Origin of the sequence: Adhaeribacter aerolatus (assembly GCF_007991635.1) — a bacterium.
GTDB lineage: Bacteria > Bacteroidota > Bacteroidia > Cytophagales > Hymenobacteraceae > Adhaeribacter > Adhaeribacter aerolatus.
In genome coordinates this window covers 64,043-82,428 of sequence record NZ_BJYS01000032.1, presented here as the reverse complement: position 1 = coordinate 82,428, position 18,386 = coordinate 64,043, and the positions used below count along the sequence as shown (strand labels likewise).

The window sequence follows — 18,386 nt, the reverse complement described above, 5'->3', positions numbered from 1 at the left end:
ATGATAACCGGACGTGTACGTGCTCCTGAAATAAACACCAGGCACGGTTGGCTGAACGCAGATAAAAACTATACTTTAAAAGATTTTCGGGGTAAAATTGTGCTGCTCGATTTCTGGACCATGGGCTGCATTAATTGCCAGCACATTATTCCGGATTTAAACCGGTTAGAAGCCGAATACCCTGAAGAACTGGTCGTCATTGGCGTGCATTCGGCCAAATTCGACGCCGAGAAAAACCAGAACAGCATTCGGAAGGCCATCTTAAAATTTGGTATCAACCACCCCGTGGTAAACGATGCCGATTTTGAAATATGGCGGCAGTATGCCATTAACGCCTGGCCTACGGTAGTATTAATAGACCCGGATGGTAACGTAATTGGTCAGAAAGCCGGCGAAGGCATATACGAAGTCGTTAAACCTAACATTGACCAACTGATACGAGATTTCGGACATAAGCTTAACCGCCAGATATTTCCATTTCAGCGCGAAACCAGCCTGGATACGCCTTTGCAATTCCCGGGCAAAATGTTGGCGGCCCCGGATGGTACTATTTTTTTATCGGACAGCGGACACAACCGTATTTTACAAATAAGCGCCGACGGACAAGTATTAGCCATTATTGGTAACGGCGAAGCGGGCTTCCAGAATGGAACTTACGAAGAGGCCACCTTCCGGGAACCACAGGGCTTAGCCTTAAAAGGTCATGTTCTGTACGTAGCCGATACCAAAAACAACGCTATCCGGCTGGTAGATTTAGTAGAAAGGGCGGTAGTTACCGCCGTTGGTACCGGCGAACTCGAATATTACTTTTACCAGGATAAGCTGGGGGAACCCGTAAACCCCAACAGCCCCTGGGATTTGGCTATAGCCGGAGAAGTAATGTACATTGCCAGCGCCGGTAACCACCAGCTCTTGTGCATGGATTTAGCAACCGAAACGGTAATGCGCTTTGCCGGCACGGGTCGCGAAGCTTTGGTTAACGGCTCTTTGTCTGAAGCTAGTTTTAACCAGCCCAGCGGCCTGGCCTTAGCGGGTAACTTATTGTACGTAGCCGATGCCGAAGCCAGTGCCATCCGGGTAGTAAATCTGGAAGCGGGCACGGTACACACCTTAGTGGGCCATGGCCTTTTCGATTTCGGCGATCTGGACGGTGCGGCTGAAGTGGCCCAACTGCAGCACGTAGTAGGCCTGACGGTGGTGGATAATAATTTGTATATAGCCGATACCTACAACGGCAAAGTAAAAGTACTTGATTTGGAAAAGAAGCGGGTACGTACCGTAATTGGCGGTTTGGATGAACCCAACGATGTCAAATTTATCGATGGCTATTTGTGGGTAACCGATACCAACCATCACCAACTTTTAAAAGTAAATCTCGAAACCAGCGAGAAGCATCTGGTACCGATTACCTTTTAAGGCAGCCTTGTATTATTATCCTGATTAAAGGGCAAGAGCAATTTTAAATTCGTATAATCGTATAATATAGAACGTGGTGCTATAACCACTGTTTTAACGATTTATATTTAAAATATACCCATGTCGTTGTTATTTCAGGATTTTGTTAGTTGGGAAAAGCATTGCCAGGAAACCGGAGAACTGCTGTACCAGCCGGTATTGCAATACGAGATAGAACAAAAAGGCCGGACCGAAGCCTACATCTGGGAAAATATTGCCCGCGCCTATGACGTGATGCGCGATGCCGTTAAAACCGGCTTAACCCAGAACATGACTTCCCGATCGGGCATGGTAAACAATGGTGCAAAAAAAGTAGCGGCTGCTCCGGTAACGGTGCTTAGTACCGATTTCCAGTTGCTGGTAGCCCGGGCATTAGGCGCCAAAGAAGTAAATTCCTGCATGGGCCGGGTGGTGGCGGCACCCACCGCCGGCGCATCGGGCATTCTGCCCGGCGTTCTAACCACCTTGCAGGAAATTCACCAACTCGACGACCGTAAAATTCACGAAGCTTTGCTGGTGGCAGCCGGTATCGCTTTAATTATAGAAGAAAATGCCTCGCTGGCCGGAGCCGTAGGCGGCTGCCAGGCCGAAACGGGTAGCGCTGCCGCTATGGGAGCCGGGGCTATTGTGTATTGCCTGGGCGGTACCGTGCCACAGGTATTTAATGCTGTAGCTATTACCATTCAGTGCATGCTGGGTTTGGTATGCGATCCGGTAGCCGGGTTGGTAGAAGTGCCTTGTATTGTACGTAACGCCAGTGCAGCCGCTATTGCTTTTTCGTCGGCGCAGATTGCCATTGCCGGCGTAGATCCTGTAATCCCGGTAGATCAGTGTGTAATGGCACTTGGGGAAGTAGGCCAGAGTATGGAAACGCGCTACAAAGAAACTGCCCTGGGTGGTTTGGCTAATACCCCTATTGGTAAGGCTATTGAAAAACGGGTATTAATACAGGATATCCAGATACTGCCGGACACACCGGCCGAGTAGTTTATTTTTTTGGATTTACTTCCGGTTGTTTTTTATAAAGCAGGTAAGAATAAACCACCGGCGCCACTACCAACAGCCCCAGATAAACAAAGAATGCCCATGGGTAACGTTGGTGCCAGAAATCAAAAATAAGTAACAGCAACGAACTCAATACCCAAACCTGGGCAGTAAACCGGTGGGTTTTGTGCCAGACGTAATCACTGCTGATTGTCCAGGGCGTTTTAATGCCGATAAAGCTGTTGGGCCGGACGGTACCTAGGTAATTCCCTACTAGCAGGAACAAGCCAACTAAACCGTACTTAATAGTTAAAATTACCGGTAACCCATACCCCAAAGCCGTTAAGCCTACAATAAAAAACAAATAAGTAATAAACAGGTGAAGAATGACTTGTATGATATGCCATTCGTTCGCGAAATGGACATAGTTTTTGCTTTTGGGATCCAGGTGGGGCAGGATTAAGAATAGCCCGAATAATAATACGTTTAAGCCGGCTAAACCCAGGAAAGCCCATTTGCTGCCATAACCATCGGCCTCGCCCTGTAAGTTCCAGTGCAGCGGAATGCGGCTGGGTAGTTCGGGCCAAAATAAGCCAAGGAAAACAAAAGGGAGGGCAATAATTATCAGGCGCAGGCTTTCCTTCTCCAGCCAGTTAGTCTTTTTTAAGCCACTCATTTATTCAATTTCCAGGTGCGAAATGGTATTGGTAATAACGCCGTCGGCCCCCAGGGCCAGCACCCGGTTAATGGCCTGCGGGTCATCTACGGTCCAGGGGTAGGTTTTAAAGCCATTGTTATGCAATTCTTTTACAAACCCCTGGGTGGTAAAATACTGGTTGGCATTAATGGCTATGGCCCGGTCATACTTATCAAAACTGCCCCAGCGGATGCGGTGGTCAAAATAAAGCGGCAGGAAAGGAATTTTGGCTACTATTAATTTATGCGTCGGCACGGCTAATTCATTTTTCCAGATATTCTCCAGAACCGGGTCGTAAAAAGTTTGTAAGATGCACCAGTTCTGTGCTTTGTTTTCTCTGATAATAGTTAATATTTTATGCTCCAGGCCTTTGTAAAACCCATCTCGGCCTTTTTTAATCTCTATCAGTAACTTTTTCCGGCCCCGCACCAACTGCAACGTTTCTGCCAGGGTTGGCACTTTCTCGTGCCGGTATGCTGAATCGTACCATAAGCCGGCATCAAGTTTCTTAATTTCGGCAAGGGTAAGTTTGGCAATGGCGCCATGCCCATCGGTGGTGCGGTTTACCGTGGCATCGTGCATCAATATTACTTCCCCGTCTTTCGTCTGGTGAACATCCACTTCGATATAATCGGCCGGGCCCTGCAACGCTTTTTTTATGGCGGCCAGGGTGTTTTCGGGAGCAGCATCGGAGGCGCCGCGGTGGGCAATCAGGCTTATTTTTCGGCGAAGCTTGGTCAATTCTATTTTTTCGCTGCTGCCGGAATCACACGAGGCAAAATATAAAGAGATGCAGGCCATTACTACCAGGCCCAATACAAACCGGTTGTTCCTTAACCGGCGGAGGTAAGTAAATATTATAGCCACGACAATACAGATTATGCGAAGCTAATTTACAATAATAAGTGGCATTATAAATAGTTAAGTTTAGCTAAATTTTATAACCAAAAGCGGATAGATTGGGCTAAAATTTACCTGGAGAGGAGGAGTGAACAAAGATTAAAAATTTCTGCTAGATGCTGAATTAGCATCAGGCCCGCTTTTGAAGTAATGCTCAGATTTAGCGGCAAATAAAAAGCTCCCAGGGTTGAACCCGGAAGCTTTTATCAGGTACTTATACGAAGAAAGAGTAATATTTTATTTCTTAATTATCCTTTAATTTCATCTTCCACAATAGCCGCCAGGTGCTGGAGTACGCGTTGGTCGGCTTCGGTAAATTCACGGAGCTCCTTATCTACCACGCAAATGGAGCCAACTGTATAGCCGTCGGCAGTTTTTATTGGAGCGCCGGCATAGAAGCGGAGGCCAAACTCGCCCACAACCAATGGATTGGCCAATAAACAGGATTCGGTGGTGGCATTTTTGAAAACGGTCATGTCCTCGTTCAGGATTACCAAAGAACAAAGACTTACGCCCCGGTTCACTTCTTGTGTATCTTCCATGCCCACATTAGCTTTAAACCAAACCCGGTCTGAATCGACAAAAGAAACCAGGGCAATCGGCACATTAAACATATGCGCCGCCATAGCCGCTACGTTATCAAAAGATTTTTAGGCAGGTGTATCCAGAATCTGCAGTGCTTTTAAGCGGGCCGTTCTTTCTGCCTCGTTATCTGGTATAATAGGTATGCCAAAAGTATTATTCATAATATAAATTTAAAATTCAGGGGCAACCGGTACCGGAACGCAGCTTTATATAGCTATTACGTGTTAAACCAGCTGATAAGTTTGCCAAACCAAGCGCGTGGCTGATAAAAAATAATTTCTGGCTCCATTGTTCCGGATAAAAGAGAAACGGGGGCAGGATAATGAAATAACTTGTATTCGAAATTAATGTTTAAAAACAGGGTAACTTTCCGCCCGGCAGCGAAGGCCCCATTAATCTGCATTTGAATATTTTATGAGGAGAAGTTTAAACAAATAAGCCTCTGCAAACAGAGGCTTATTCTTTACTTTTTCTTCTGGTGCTCGTTCCACAAATCTTTAAAAGTTTTAGACGGAACGGTAAGCGGTTCCCGTTTTTTGCTCCAGGAGTCTTTCAGGATTAAACGCAAGCCGTAATTTTTCAGGCCGGTTGGTACCATGTTTACCCACGACTTGTGTTTCATGGCGGTTTCCCAAATCCGGAAAGCCATTTTCTCTTGCTTATCTACGTGGCCTTCGGCAACGCTTTGCTGCCGGTTTAACAGCAATAAATTATGCAGATTGATTTTTACCGGGCAAACCGAGGTGCAAGCCCCGCATAAGGAGCTGGCGTAACTCAGGTGCTTGTTCTCGGCCATGCCTTCGTAGTGCGGCGAAATTACCGAACCAATGGGGCCGCTGTAAGTGGTTTCGTAGGTGTGGCCGCCTACGTTCTTATAAACCGGGCAAACATTCAGGCAGGCCCCGCAGCGGATGCAGTTCAGCGCTTCGCGTTTTTCGGGCAACGCCAGTAAATCGGTGCGGCCGTTATCCAGCAAAATAACATACATTTCTTCGGGACCGTCTTTTTCCTGAGGTTGCCGCGGGCCGCTAAAAATAGTGTTGTAAACCGTTACATTTTGCCCGGTACCACTCGTCGCCAGCAGGGGCCAGAATAAATCCAAATCGTTTACCGATGGTATTACTTTTTCAATGCCGACAATGGCGATATGCGTTCTCGGGAAGGTGGTAGACAGGCGCCCGTTGCCTTCGTTTTCGGTTAAGGCCACCCCACCGATATCGGCGATCAGGAAGTTGCCGCCCGTAATACCCACCTCGGCCGAGGTATATTTATCGCGGAGCAACCGCCGGGCAGTTAAAACCAGTTCCTGCGCATCGTCGGTGGGACGGATACGCAGTTTTTTTACGAACAGTTCGGCAATGTCTTTTTTAGACATGTGCATGGCCGGCGTTACAATGTGGTAGGGTCGCTGGTCGGCTAACTGCACAATATATTCGCCCAGATCGGTTTCTACGGTATCGATGCCATGCTTACCTAAATATTCATTCAGGTGAATTTCTTCAGTAGTCATCGATTTTGATTTTACCACTGTTTTCACCCGCCGGCGCTGCATAATCTGCCCGATTTCGCGCAGGGCCTCGTCTTTGTTCTGCGCCCAGATAACCTTCCCGCCGCGTTGCGTAAAATTCCGCTCAAACTCGGTCAGGTATTTATCCAGGTTATTAATTACGTTGGTTTTGATATAAGATGCCCGCGCCCGCGCCAACTCGTGATCAACGTATTGGTTCAGGCCATTTTTGACAGCAACATTATACTTGCCAATATTAAATCTTATTTTTCGCCGGTGCTCCAGGTCAAATGCTTTGGCTTCGGAGTCCTGCAAAAATTGTTTTAATTTAATGCTCACCTTGTATATTTTTATTTGTAGCCTGCTTGGGCAGACTATCACCATTTATATCAAACTAACTAAAGCGGTTAATTTCTTTTACGATAAATATTAAACCGTTTCTTAAAGGAACGTAATTAGCCGCTCTTTATGTCGCAAGGGCAAAATTGTTTTCGATTGCACTGGCATTAGAAAATATAAAATTCCGGTCAGAAATTAACAATAACAACTACCCGCTAATCCCTGCCAGCTACTGCTTATTGCTGTCTACTTTCAGGCGTTCGTCGCGGTTAGCTATTTCCCAGGCCGTGTGAAAAGCCAGGCGGGTTACTTTTTCGGCGCTATCGAATAATATTTTATCTACTTCGTCGCTGGGCTGGTGGTAATCGTCGTGCACGCCGTTAAAGTAAAAAATAATCGGAATCCGGTGCTTGGCAAAATTATAGTGGTCGGAACGATAGTAGAACCGGTTGGGATCATTTTCGTCGTTAAACGTGTAATCCAGCTTTAAATTAACGTATTTCTGGTTGGCCTGCTCATTTATCTGGTGCAGTTCCGACGAAAGCTTATCGGCGCCAATCACGTAAATATAATTGCTGTCTTTGGTGCGCTCGTACTTTTTATCCATGCGACCAATCATATCAATATTGATGTTAGCTACCGTGTTTTCCAGCGGGAACAACGGGTTATTGGCGTAATATTCAGAGCCCAGCAAGCCTTTTTCTTCGGCTGTAACGGTCATAAACAATAAGCTGCGGCGCGGACCAGCCCCATCCTTTTTGGCTTGGGCAAAAGCTTCGGCCATTTCAATTACGGCTACCGTACCGGAACCATCGTCGTTGGCGCCATTGTATATTTTATCGCCGGGCAGGTCTTCGTCTACCCCTACGTGGTCGTAGTGGGCGGTAATTACCACAATTTCGTCTTTTTTATCGGTGCCTTCTATAAAGCCCAGTACGTTTTCGGTAGGCAGCGGCTCTATCAGGCGGGTAGTTTTAACTTTTACGTTTTTAGCGGCCGAAAAATTACTGGTTGCTGGTTGGTTGCCGTTACCGGCAGCCGGCCGGTAAGCAAAAAGTTTATCGGTGGTGGTATTCAGCAAAGCCGCTCCCAAAGCCGGCGAAGCGTACAGCATGCCGGTGTTGGTTTGGCCATCTGTTCCGCTTTTCAAGCCAATGGTAGGGCGCTTGCCGTGGCTTTTGAAGCGGTTGGTCAGATCGTTAAATTCTTCGGCGTTGGTACCGGTAATTACCACCAGGCTTTTGGCGCCATGTTTCATGGCAGCACTCCGTTTGGTACGCGGGTCGTTGCCCCAGTCCGAGGCTTTGCCGTTTCCGCTTACCAGGTAGTTGCCATTGCTGCCCCGCGGCTCACCGGCCAGTACCACCACCATTTTGTCTTTCACGTTCAGGTTGGTGTAATCCGAATATTTAGGGGCATCTATGCCGTAGCCGGCAAAAACAACTTCGGTGGTTTCTTCGGTCTGGTAAGGCGAGCTACCTATAACAAAGAAATCCTGCTGCATGGTAAATTTGCGGGTGCCTACAGTCAGGTAGCCTTCGCCCCAGGCGCTTTTTTCGAGATCAAAAGTTTGGTAATAAGGGCTGGTACTACTGTTTTTTACCGGTCCCTGCAGGCCATCTTCTTTAAACTCTTTCGAGATATAAGCCGCCGCCATTTTCTGACCTTTCTGGCCGGTATCGCGGCCTTCGTATTCGTCGGAAGCAATAATATGCAGGTGTTTAGATAAATCGGCTGCCGTAATGGTAGCGGCGTATTTAGCAGCAGATTCTGATATATTACCAGCATTGGCAGGTAGCTGGCTGGTGTTGCCGCCGCTCTGCGAAATATTTTTGGGTGCGCAACCGGCACCCAAGGCCATTAATAATATAAAAGGATAATATGATTTATTCATGTGAACGCTCGTCTTTCGTTTTCGGGTATTTAAGGCTTTAGTTTTTGTAAATCAGTACGGTTGCATACGCAGCAACGCCTTCTTTGGTGCCTACAAAGCCTAGCTTTTCGGTAGTAGTAGCTTTAATAGAGATATCATCTTCGGGTATGTTCATCACCTCGGCCAGGCAGGTTTTCATAGCCGGAATATGCGGGTTTAGTTTAGGCTCCTGCAAACAAACCGTAGAATCGATGTTCCCAATGGTATAACCTTTTTCGGCTAATAAAGCTACTACCCGCCGCAGCAATATTTTGGAATCAATGCCTTTGTACTGCGGATCTTTATCGGAGAAATGATAACCAATATCGCGGAGGTTGGCTGCTCCCAGCAAAGCATCGCAAATAACGTGTATTAATACATCGGCATCGGAGTGGCCCAGGGCGCCGTGCGTATGCGGAATGGTAATGCCGCCTAACCAGAAATCAAGCCCTTCGCGCAACTGATGCACATCGTAGCCGAAGCCTGTTCTTATTTTCATTAAATCGGTTTTACGTTGATAAAATTTAACCTACAAAAGTACGGATTACCCCTGACAATGACCGAATACGGGTAAAATATTTAAGCTTCGGGGGAGAATGGAAGAAGATATATCGGGCTAGGGCCTTTTCGAATATTTATTTTATTTTAACAAACCTAACCTGCAAGCGGAGGCATATAGGGCAAGTCTAGAGTAAGAACGCTTAGCCATCAGGTTGGCTAAATAAAAAATCTTCCTTTTTAGGGAAGACCTTTTATTTGATAGCACTAATGCCGAAAAAACAGAAAATAACTATTTGCCTAAGCTTCTTTTGGTTCGGCGTAATAAATTAAAGTGGCGCAGTTATTTGGCCGCAGAATATTTTGCGCCTGCTGCAGAATGTCTCCGCCCGTTACGGCCTGTACTCTTTCCGTTTCCTGGTTTATTAAGTTGGCATCACCCAAAAGCTTGCTGTGGGCCAGGTTCATGGCGCGGTTCAGTAACTCTATTTCGGAGAAAACAATAGAAGCTTCGGCGTGGTTTTTTACTTTCGTTAATTCCTCCTCGCTTATCAGGTCTTCCATTAAGGCCTGGTTTATTTCTTCGATGGCGGCATTGGCCTCCTGCGCATCCACGCCTTCGTTTAACTTCCCCTGAATTACAAGCAGACCTTTTTCGTTGGAACCGGTGCAGGAGGCACTAATCGAGTTGAATAATTTACGCTCTTTCACCAGTTCGCTGTACAACCGTGATGATTTTCCCCGGCCCAGAATATCGCTTACCAAATCGGCAGCATAATAATCGGCATCGGTGCGGCCGGGCATCAGGTAAGTTTTGTAAATACCGGTCAGCGGCACATTAGCCGTATGCTCCAGTAATTTAGCTTCGGTACGAACAGGTTCGGGGGGCAGGTTGCGTACGTATTTTTCACCCGATGGAATCGGGCCAAACCATTTTTCGGATAGTTCGCGGGCTTTATCAAAGGTAATATTACCGGCAATGACCAGAATGGCGTTAATTGGGGAATAATGTTTCCGGAAAAAGCTGCGGACATCTTCCATTCTGGCATCGGCTATGTGCGAAATTTCTTTGCCAATGGTCGGCCACTTATACGGGTGCACGTCGTAAGACAAAGGCCGTAGCTTCAGCCACACATCGCCGTAAGGCTGGTTCAGATAATTCTGTTTAAACTCTTCAATTACTACTTTGCGCTGCACTTCCAGGCCGTTCTCGTCGAAAGCCAGACCCAGCATGCGGTCCGATTCGAGCCAGAAACCGGTTTCGATATTCTGCGCCGGCACCGACAGGTAATAATTGGTAATATCGGGGCTGGTAAAAGCATTGTTTTCGCCGCCTACTTTTTGCAGGGGCTCGTCGTAGCTCGGAATATTTACCGAACCGCTAAACATCAGGTGCTCAAACAAATGCGCAAAGCCGGTTTGGGATTCGGCTTCGTCTTTCGAGCCCACATCGTACAACACGTTTAAAACGGCCATTGGGGTGGTAAAATCTTCGTGTACTACTACCCGCAGGCCATTATCTAAGGTAAATTCTTTATAATCTATCACAGGCGAGTTATTTCTTTTTTAGCTGAAAAATTATTTCTGATGCTACCGCTATGGCAGAAGCATACGAAAAACAGATTCCAAAAGGTAAATCTTCTCAAAATTCGACATTTAAAACAAGAGATTCAATAGATGTTAGTTTTTACCTTAATTTTGAATAATTTTTAGTCATTTAAAATGAATTTCAACCGCAAACAATATACCGAAGACGATTTACTGGCTTTGTACCGGGGCATTTTGCTACCGCGCCTGATTGAGGAACGCATGCTGATTTTGCTGCGGCAGGGCAGAATAACCAAGTGGTTTTCGGGCATCGGACAGGAAGCTATTTCGGTAGGGGCTACGCTGGCGTTAAACCCTGACGAATATATATTGCCGCTGCACCGTAACTTAGGCGTTTTTACCGGCCGCAATATTCCGCTAGACCGTTTATTTGCGCAGTTCCAGGGCAAAACCACCGGTTTTACCAAAGGCCGCGATCGGTCGTTTCATTTCGGCAGCAAAGAGCACCATATTGTGGGCATGATTTCGCACCTGGGGCCGCAACTGGCCGTAGCCGACGGCATTGCTTTGGCCGATTTGCTCGACCGGAAACAAAAAGCTACGCTGGTATTTAGCGGCGACGGCGGGGCCAGTGAAGGCGATTTCCACGAAGCCTTGAATGTGGCGGCGGTATGGGGTTTGCCCGTTATTTTTATGATTGAAAATAATGGCTACGGCCTTTCTACCCCTAACAGCGAACAATTTAAATTCGCCAGCTTTATCGATAAAGGTCCGGCATACGGTATCGATACCCTGCAGATAGACGGTAATAACGTATTAGAGGTGTACGATACGGTGCGGCAGGCAGCGGCCAGTATTCGCCAGAATCCCCGGCCCATTTTAATCGAAGCCATGACTTTCCGGATGCGGGGCCACGAAGAAGCTTCCGGTACTAAATACGTGCCGCAGGAACTCTTTGAAAAATGGGTAAAGAAAGATCCGGTTGAGAATTTTGAAAAATACCTCCTGGACGAAATGGTTCTGACTTCCCGTTCCCAGGTTGCCATTCGGGAGGAGCTTAAAAGTTTAATTGAAGAGGGCCTGGATAAAGCCTTTGCGGTGCCGATGCCGGAACCAAATGTGGCCGAAGAACTGGCCGACATGTACCGGCCTTTTGCCCCAGCTTTAATTACCCCAACTTCACCTAACACCACCGAAAAACGTTTTGTAGATGCTATTTCAGATGGCTTGCGGCAAAGCTTGGAGCACTACCCCGAACTGGTAATAATGGGCCAGGATATTGCCGAATACGGCGGTGTGTTTAAAGTTACCGAAGGTTTTGTGGAGCAGTTTGGTAAGCAGCGCATCCGCAACACGCCTTTGTGCGAGTCGGCTATTGTGGGCATTGGCCTGGGTATGTCGGTGAAAGAAAAAAAATCGGTGATTGAAATGCAGTTTGCCGATTTTGTGACGAGTGCTTTTAACCAGGTGGTAAATAACCTGGCAAAATCGCACTATCGCTGGGGGCAGAACGCCGATGTGGTTATCCGAATGCCTACCGGCGCGGGTACGGCCGCCGGGCCTTTCCATTCCCAATCGAACGAAGCCTGGTTCTTTCATACCCCTGGCCTGAAAATTGTGTATCCATCCAGCCCCTACGATGCCAAAGGTTTGTTAAACGCGGCCATCGCAGATCCCAATCCGGTCCTGTATTTCGAGCATAAGTTATTATACCGCTCTGTTGCGAGCCAGATTCCGGATGAATATTATACTTTAGAAATAGGAAAAGCCAAACTGGTTACCGAAGGCGACGATATTTCGATAATAACTTACGGCATGGGTGTGCACTGGGCTACACGCTTATTGCAAACCATGCCCGAAGTAAGCGCCGATATACTGGATTTGCGCACCTTACTGCCCTGGGATCAGGAAGCTGTAGCCCAGACTGTTAAGAAAACCGGTCGGGTGCTTATTTTACACGAAGATACTTTAACCGGCGGCATAGGCGCGGAGATCAGTGCCTGGATTTCGGAGAACTGCTTTAATTACCTCGATGGACCAGTTATACGCGTAGCCAGCCTCGATACGGCAGTGCCTTTTTCGCCGCCTTTAGAACAACAATTTTTACCGGTACAGCGCCTGCAGGAAAAAGTAGCGCAATTACTTAAATATTAATGCTTTCAAACCAAAAGCAGGTAAAAAAATATTTTTAGGACAGCTACTAATTCAGCTTAATTTTTCGTTCGAGCTACCAGTCGGGCTAGAGGGGTAATAATTGGGTAAATATTAAGTTTCTAAAAAGTTGATGTGGTACCTGTAATGCTTTTTACCCATGCTTAATTTTTTAGGCTAGAAAGTAAGTAGTTCGTTATTAATTTATTAAATTATGGATATACTTTTATTTAGTAATTTTGGCAAATTAAATAAACCCGAATTGTTTTGGTAGGCGTTAGAAATTTGCTTGTAATTATGGTGGTTGGGAGCCTGGCTCTGACTAGTTGCCGGAACGGCAAAATTCCCTGCCCCAAATTTGGCACTGATAAGAACTTTGGTTTGTTTAAGGTTAAATCGGCGGCAACTAAGCCCGGCGAAGCGCCACTGGGCGAAAGAGTTGCTTATGGGAAAGACGGTTTACTTAAAAAGAATAAATATAAGTATTTGAGAAACAAACCGAAACGCAAAAAGTATAGAAATAGGTAATAATTATATTCGGCTGATATGGAGAGAAACTTTACACTTGGTAAAAATATAACTTTTGCGTTGGCAGTTGGTTTGTTAATCATGGTTTGTTCGGTGAGACCGGCCTGGGCGCAAACTTCCTATTCAACGCCGGCCAGTATAAAGGCCGAAACCCGGAAAAGTAAAAAAGCCGCGGCGGCCTACAAAGCCGAACACAAGGAAACGCATTTGGATGTGGATCAGTTTAACTATAAAGTTGGTCAATCCGGGCGCAAACCAGTGCCGGTAGAAGAGGAAGCCACCGACTATAGTAACGACAAAGAAAAAAATGCGCTTTTCGAAAGCCGTAAAACGTTGAATAAAAAGAAAAAGCTTTTGAAAGAGCAAAAGCAGCAAGAGAAATAAAGCTTAATCGAATTATGGTAAATTGGAATAAATTAACCCAGCAAAATCAAATACAGGAAATAATTTCCGAATCGAAGGAAACGCCGGTTATTATATTTAAACATAGTACTACTTGTTCTATCAGCGCGACGGCTAAAAACCGGCTGGAGCGGCAGTGGGCAGATGCCGGCCTGAAAAATGTTAAAACGTATTACCTGGATTTACTGGCCTATCGCCCGATCTCGAACCTGGTGGCGCAGACTTTTGACGTAGAACACCAGTCGCCGCAATTATTGCTGATAAAGGATGGCGTTTGTCAGTACGATGCCTCGCATTTGGGTATAAATCTGAACGAAGTAAAAAAGAATATAGCGTAGCGCTAAAACGCAGGTAATTAACGAAAGGCCGGATACTAAGTAAACTGGCCTTTCGTTAATAATGCAGCCTATACCTTGGTAGAAAGGCTGTTGCCTGCTGTTTGGAATTCCGGTAAGGATAGTTATTCACAGATAAACACAAGGCAATAATCGGGTATTCTTTAAAAATAATTATAAGGTTCTCCGTTCCGGCAGCCGGATAAGTGGCCGGAGATCGCCAAGGCGAGAATAAAAGATTAATTTTCAGTATTTTCAGGTATAAACCTGGTTTTGTACCTTTCGTAATATTATATATATTTAAGTAAATATTAACCGTTTGTTTTGTGTTGAGAATAAATCTACTCTTTTGTGCTTTCTTTTTGTTCGTTTCTACGGCTTGGGCCCAGCAACAGGACGAAGAGGCTTACCGGCGGGAGTTTAACTACGGCATTAATTTTAATTCCAACGGCGGTCTGATTGGCGGCGGCATGATTAAAGCTTCGCAGTACCTGAAGCCTAACTGGTCTAAGTTCTGGGGCCTGGAAATAGTAGAAGTGAAGCACCCAAAAGAAAAAGGTAACCGGGTTTTTAGCCAGGAAACCGGCAACTCCTTTATTTTTGGTAAAAGCAATTATTTATACGCGTTGCGGCCGCATTATGGCCGGGAGTATGTATTTTTCCGGAAAGCGCCAGAATCGGGGGTGCAGGTAAACGGTATTTTTGCCGGCGGGCCAACCATTGGTTTACTGGTACCCTACTACATTGTGTACGACTATAGTTCTTACACCGGACCCCGGCCAGGTGGGCAAACCGATTACCGCACCGAACAGTACGACCCAATCAAGCATGATAGTAATGAGCGTATCCGGGGCAACGCCGGCTTTTTGTCAGGTTTCGGACAAACTAATTTTAACCTGGGGCTCCACGCCAAAGGCGGCTTAAGCTTTGAATACGGCCGGTACCGCGAGGACGTAACCGGGGTAGAAGTAGGTTTTTTGCTCGAAGCTTATCCTAAAAAGATGATACTGGTGCCACGTGCCAACAACACCAGTTTATTTTCATCGGTTTATTTAATCTTGTATTACGGCCGCCGGAAGTAATTAATATTTAAAATAAGCGGTCCAAAGCTCGGGCAGCACAACGTAGTCCTTACAATTCTACTGGTTATTCACTGCTTTTTCAGTAGCGTTATTTCATCCACCTCAAAATTAGCCTCAGCTGTAATCTTTCCGGCCCTTTGGCTGTTGTATATTAGCTATTAACAGATATTGCTTATCTTTGTGTTATGGATGAAATGGTATTATTGCCGGTAATTCAGCCGGAAGCCGCGCAACCAGCCCGGCCGCGTAAGCCAGATTGGCTCCGGGTAAAATTGCCCGTCGGAAAAGAATATGCCCAGGTGCGTAGCCTGGTAGATCAATATAAACTACATACGATTTGTGAGAGTGGCAATTGCCCCAATATGGGTGAATGCTGGGGTGCCGGCACAGCTACCTTTATGATATTGGGTAACGTGTGTACCCGGAGCTGCTCTTTTTGCGCCGTAGCCACCGGCCGGCCGAATGAATACGATACCGATGAGCCCCGCCGCGTGGCTGAGGCGATTAAATTAATGGGCGTAAAGCACGCCGTTATTACCTCGGTTAACCGCGATGAGCTGAAGGACCGCGGTGCCAGCATCTGGCACGAAACGGTGGTGCAGGTAAAGCAACTATCACCCGAAACGACTATCGAAACGTTAATTCCGGATGTAAAAGGTAACTGGGAAGCGTTGTATACCATGATTTCGCCGGGCCAAGAGGTGGTTTCGCACAACATGGAAACTGTAGAAAGTCTTTACCGCATGGTGCGGCCGCAGGCCAAGTACGAGCGGAGCCTGGAGCAGTTAAAACGCATTAAAGAGTACGGTAAACGTTCAAAATCCGGTATTATGCTAGGCCTCGGCGAAACCAAAGAAGAAGTATACAAAGCCATGGATGATTTGGCAGCGAATGGTTTGGATATTTTAACTTTAGGCCAATATTTACAGCCTACCAAGCGCCACCTGGAAGTAGCCGAATTTATTCACCCAGATTTATTTGCGCACTACCGCGAAGAAGGATTAAACCGGGGCTTGAAATACGTAGAGTCAGGACCTTTGGTGCGTTCTTCGTACCACGCTGAGCGGCACGTGCATATTTAACAGTAGTGTATAACCATCTGAAAAGGAGAGCCCTATATAATAATAGGGCTCTTTTCATTTTCAAGCTGCATTAAAATATCTGAAAGTTGTCAGAAGAGGTAGGGCAACTTCCTGTCCGGGAAATATTCGGGATTTTGTTTAATTTTTTTTGATTTTTTAGTTAGAAGCTAAGCTTGCGATTGGAATATTTGATCCATTAAAATCCATTTCTCGCCTTCTTTAGCCCAAGGCAGCGGTACCTGGTATTTCCACATAAGCTTTTCCCATTCCTGCACTTTGGGTTGAGCGGCATCCATCGCAGCTTTTCTTTCAAAAGTAAAGTCATCGTCCGTATCCATAATCATAAACATACGGTTGCCGGTGCGATAAATTTGGAGGTTTATAATACCCGCATCCAAATCATGCTGCGTTATCTCCGGCCAAGCATTGCCTGGGGCGTGGTAATTTTCGTATTCCTTTATCAACTGCGGATCATCTTTTAGATCAAGGGCGAAGCAAAATCTCTGCATTTCTTTTTATAAAAATAGCTGTGTTACTAATTATTAAAATATTGCTTAAAAGACTCGATGGTTTGTTTAGCGGCTTCGTCCGGATTAGGCCAGGGGAAAGCTTCTGCCGATACATAGCCCTGATAGTTAATTTCTCTCAAGGCAGCGGCAATATCTGTTATGTTGGTATGCCCCAAGCCTACTGGTCGCCGGTTACTGTCGGCAAAATGGACATGACCAATAGAAGTACCATACGCCCGGATACTTTCGGGCAAGGAGGCTTCTTCGATATTCATGTGAAACAAATCAGCCAATAACTTGACATTGATGGTAGCTAAAGCATTAATAAATGCTGTTCCTTCCTCTAACCTGTTGATCAGATTGGTTTCATAACGGTTGAGGGGTTCGTAAATGAGCGTTACTCCTCTAGCTTCAGCGTATATGCCAAGTATTGTGAGGCCTTCGGCCAGCCATTCCAAAGCTCTCTCTCGTTCTACACCCGGTACCACATTGCCTTGCATGGAGCCAATAATTGCTGGAGCACCAAACTGAGCGCCAAAAGAAATCATATCAATAATGAAGGAGATGGACTGTTTCCTTATTTCCTGGTTTGGATCAGTCAGGGTTAAACCCTTGATTACCTTGCCGGCGCCGGTACCTACAGCAGCTAGTGCCAGGTTATATTTTTGGAGCAAGGTGGTTAATATTTCCGGCTCGATGGCATCGGCCGAAGGCGTGAAAAGTTCTATCGCGTCAAAGCCCAGATCAGCCGCTTTGGCCATGCTGGTTTCCATATTTTCCCAGAAAATCCAGGGACCAGTTTTTATTTCGGGAACTAACGCGATGGTAACACAGGATTTAATCATGGTTCTTTATCTATCAAAATCAACCATTATTTTGGTAATTGGTCCGGGGTTATCCGACCATTCGGCCAGGGCAGCGCCGGCTTCCTCAATCGATACTACCTTGCTGATAACTGCCTCTACCGGGAATTTGCCCGATTCCAGATAACTGATAACATCTTCAAATTCGCCGAGGCAATTGCGGGAACCCAGGATTTCAATTTCTTTCCGGACAAAAACACCGGTGTTGAATTCAGCTGGCTTTTTGGCGTAACCAATACAAACCACTCGACCAGTATAAGCCACTTCTTCCACAGCGGCCCGGTACGTGGCCGGGCTGCCTACAGCTTCAATAATTACGTCCGGGCCATCGCCATCTGTTATTTGGGCTAGCGCTTCGTGCAAATCTACTTGGGTGGTATTAATGGTATGCGCAACGCCAATTTTTTTGGCAATTTCCATTTTGGAATCGTCAATGTCGATGGCAATTACCTCGGCTCCCCGATTTACCGATGCTGCTAAGGCACCCATGCCCACAATGCCGCAACCAATTACCGCCACCCGGTCTTTATCGGAAACCCGTCCGCGGGCAGCCGCATGAAAGCCTACTGTCAGGGGTTCTACCAAGGCTAATTCGCGGAGTGATAATTTTTCGGAAGTAAATAAATTTTTCCAGTTAATAGTAATATAGTTAGTCATGGCACCGGGGCGCCTGACACCCATGGTTTTATTATCCTGGCAGGCATTAGGCCGACCTTTGCGGCAGGAAACGCAGGTGCCGCAGTTTAAGTAAGGATAAACCGTAACCCGCATGCCAGTTTTAAAATTATCCGGCACTTTATCGCCCACTTGTTCAATAGTAGCGCCTACTTCGTGGCCTAAAATATTCGGGTATTCCTGCAATTCAAACAATCCCCGGTAGCCGTTCAGGTCGCCGCCACAGAAACCCACCATGCCTATCCGCAACAACACTTCTTCTGGTCCGGGTGCCTGCGCCTCAACTTCCCGGACTTCAGTTTTGCCGGGTTCAACTAAAAATAATGCCTTCATA

General features: G+C 46.4%; 16 protein-coding genes and 1 pseudogene. 7 read left to right on the top strand and 10 right to left on the bottom strand.

Going from position 1 to position 18,386, the window contains the following annotated elements; translation table 11 throughout:
- The gene (locus AAE02nite_RS19525; protein WP_146901772.1) at positions 1-1,416 is read left to right on the top strand and encodes a thioredoxin-like domain-containing protein; all 1,416 of its coding nucleotides are present in this window, start codon (positions 1-3) and stop codon (positions 1,414-1,416) included.
- A 120-nt stretch (positions 1,417-1,536) separates the two neighbouring features.
- Positions 1,537-2,442, top strand: a complete 906-nt coding sequence (sdaAA, locus tag AAE02nite_RS19520; RefSeq protein WP_146901769.1) for an L-serine ammonia-lyase, iron-sulfur-dependent, subunit alpha — start codon at positions 1,537-1,539, stop codon at positions 2,440-2,442.
- Between the two features lies 1 nt (position 2,443).
- Here the strand turns inward: sdaAA and AAE02nite_RS19515 are convergent, their stop codons facing one another.
- The 7 genes and pseudogenes from AAE02nite_RS19515 to AAE02nite_RS19485 form a co-directional block, all read right to left on the bottom strand.
- On the bottom strand, positions 2,444-3,115 hold the full coding sequence (locus AAE02nite_RS19515; RefSeq protein WP_146901766.1) for an SdpI family protein: 672 nt from the start codon (positions 3,113-3,115) through the stop codon (positions 2,444-2,446).
- Positions 3,116-4,003: a glycerophosphodiester phosphodiesterase gene (locus AAE02nite_RS19510; protein WP_146901763.1), complete on the bottom strand. Its 888-nt coding sequence runs from the start codon at positions 4,001-4,003 to the stop codon at positions 3,116-3,118.
- 281 nt (positions 4,004-4,284) lie between these two features.
- Positions 4,285-4,668, bottom strand: a pseudogene (locus AAE02nite_RS19505) (GAF domain-containing protein); the annotation flags it as partial.
- A 416-nt stretch (positions 4,669-5,084) separates the two neighbouring features.
- Positions 5,085-6,467 carry a LutB/LldF family L-lactate oxidation iron-sulfur protein gene (locus tag AAE02nite_RS19500; protein ID WP_246151185.1) on the bottom strand — a complete coding sequence of 461 codons (1,383 nt, stop codon included), beginning with the start codon at positions 6,465-6,467 and terminating at the stop codon, positions 5,085-5,087.
- 229 nt (positions 6,468-6,696) lie between these two features.
- Entirely contained in the window at positions 6,697-8,361 is a 1,665-nt protein-coding gene (locus AAE02nite_RS19495) for a M28 family peptidase (RefSeq protein WP_146901757.1), read from the bottom strand.
- Between the two features lie 37 nt (positions 8,362-8,398).
- Positions 8,399-8,878: a 2-C-methyl-D-erythritol 2,4-cyclodiphosphate synthase gene (gene ispF / locus AAE02nite_RS19490; RefSeq protein WP_146901753.1), complete on the bottom strand. Its 480-nt coding sequence runs from the start codon at positions 8,876-8,878 to the stop codon at positions 8,399-8,401.
- Between the two features lie 299 nt (positions 8,879-9,177).
- Positions 9,178-10,425, bottom strand: coding sequence for a M16 family metallopeptidase (locus AAE02nite_RS19485; protein WP_146901750.1), 1,248 nt, complete (start codon positions 10,423-10,425; stop codon positions 9,178-9,180).
- Positions 10,426-10,599: 174 nt separating this feature from the next.
- Between AAE02nite_RS19485 and AAE02nite_RS19480 the strand changes: the two genes are divergently transcribed.
- From AAE02nite_RS19480 to lipA, 5 genes are all read left to right on the top strand, one after another.
- Positions 10,600-12,579: an alpha-ketoacid dehydrogenase subunit alpha/beta gene (locus AAE02nite_RS19480; protein ID WP_146901747.1), complete on the top strand. Its 1,980-nt coding sequence runs from the start codon at positions 10,600-10,602 to the stop codon at positions 12,577-12,579.
- Between the two features lie 543 nt (positions 12,580-13,122).
- Complete coding sequence (locus tag AAE02nite_RS19475; RefSeq protein WP_146901744.1) at positions 13,123-13,488, top strand: hypothetical protein; 366 nt, start codon at positions 13,123-13,125, stop codon at positions 13,486-13,488.
- A 14-nt stretch (positions 13,489-13,502) separates the two neighbouring features.
- The gene (gene ytxJ, locus AAE02nite_RS19470; RefSeq protein ID WP_146901741.1) at positions 13,503-13,844 is read left to right on the top strand and encodes a bacillithiol system redox-active protein YtxJ; all 342 of its coding nucleotides are present in this window, start codon (positions 13,503-13,505) and stop codon (positions 13,842-13,844) included.
- Positions 13,845-14,167: 323 nt separating this feature from the next.
- The gene (locus tag AAE02nite_RS19465) at positions 14,168-14,923 is read left to right on the top strand and encodes a hypothetical protein (protein WP_246151182.1); all 756 of its coding nucleotides are present in this window, start codon (positions 14,168-14,170) and stop codon (positions 14,921-14,923) included.
- A 194-nt stretch (positions 14,924-15,117) separates the two neighbouring features.
- A complete protein-coding gene (gene lipA, locus AAE02nite_RS19460; protein WP_146901836.1) occupies positions 15,118-16,005 on the top strand; it encodes a lipoyl synthase in 888 nt (295 codons plus the stop codon).
- Between the two features lie 167 nt (positions 16,006-16,172).
- Here the strand turns inward: lipA and AAE02nite_RS19455 are convergent, their stop codons facing one another.
- From AAE02nite_RS19455 to AAE02nite_RS19445, 3 genes are read right to left on the bottom strand one after another with little or no spacing between them, the layout of a single operon-like run.
- Positions 16,173-16,514: an L-rhamnose mutarotase gene (locus AAE02nite_RS19455; RefSeq protein ID WP_146901738.1), complete on the bottom strand. Its 342-nt coding sequence runs from the start codon at positions 16,512-16,514 to the stop codon at positions 16,173-16,175.
- 26 nt (positions 16,515-16,540) lie between these two features.
- Positions 16,541-17,359, bottom strand: coding sequence for a sugar phosphate isomerase/epimerase family protein (locus tag AAE02nite_RS19450; protein WP_146901735.1), 819 nt, complete (start codon positions 17,357-17,359; stop codon positions 16,541-16,543).
- 6 nt (positions 17,360-17,365) lie between these two features.
- Complete coding sequence (locus AAE02nite_RS19445; RefSeq protein WP_146901732.1) at positions 17,366-18,385, bottom strand: zinc-binding alcohol dehydrogenase family protein; 1,020 nt, start codon at positions 18,383-18,385, stop codon at positions 17,366-17,368.
- Position 18,386: the final 1 nt, after the last annotated feature.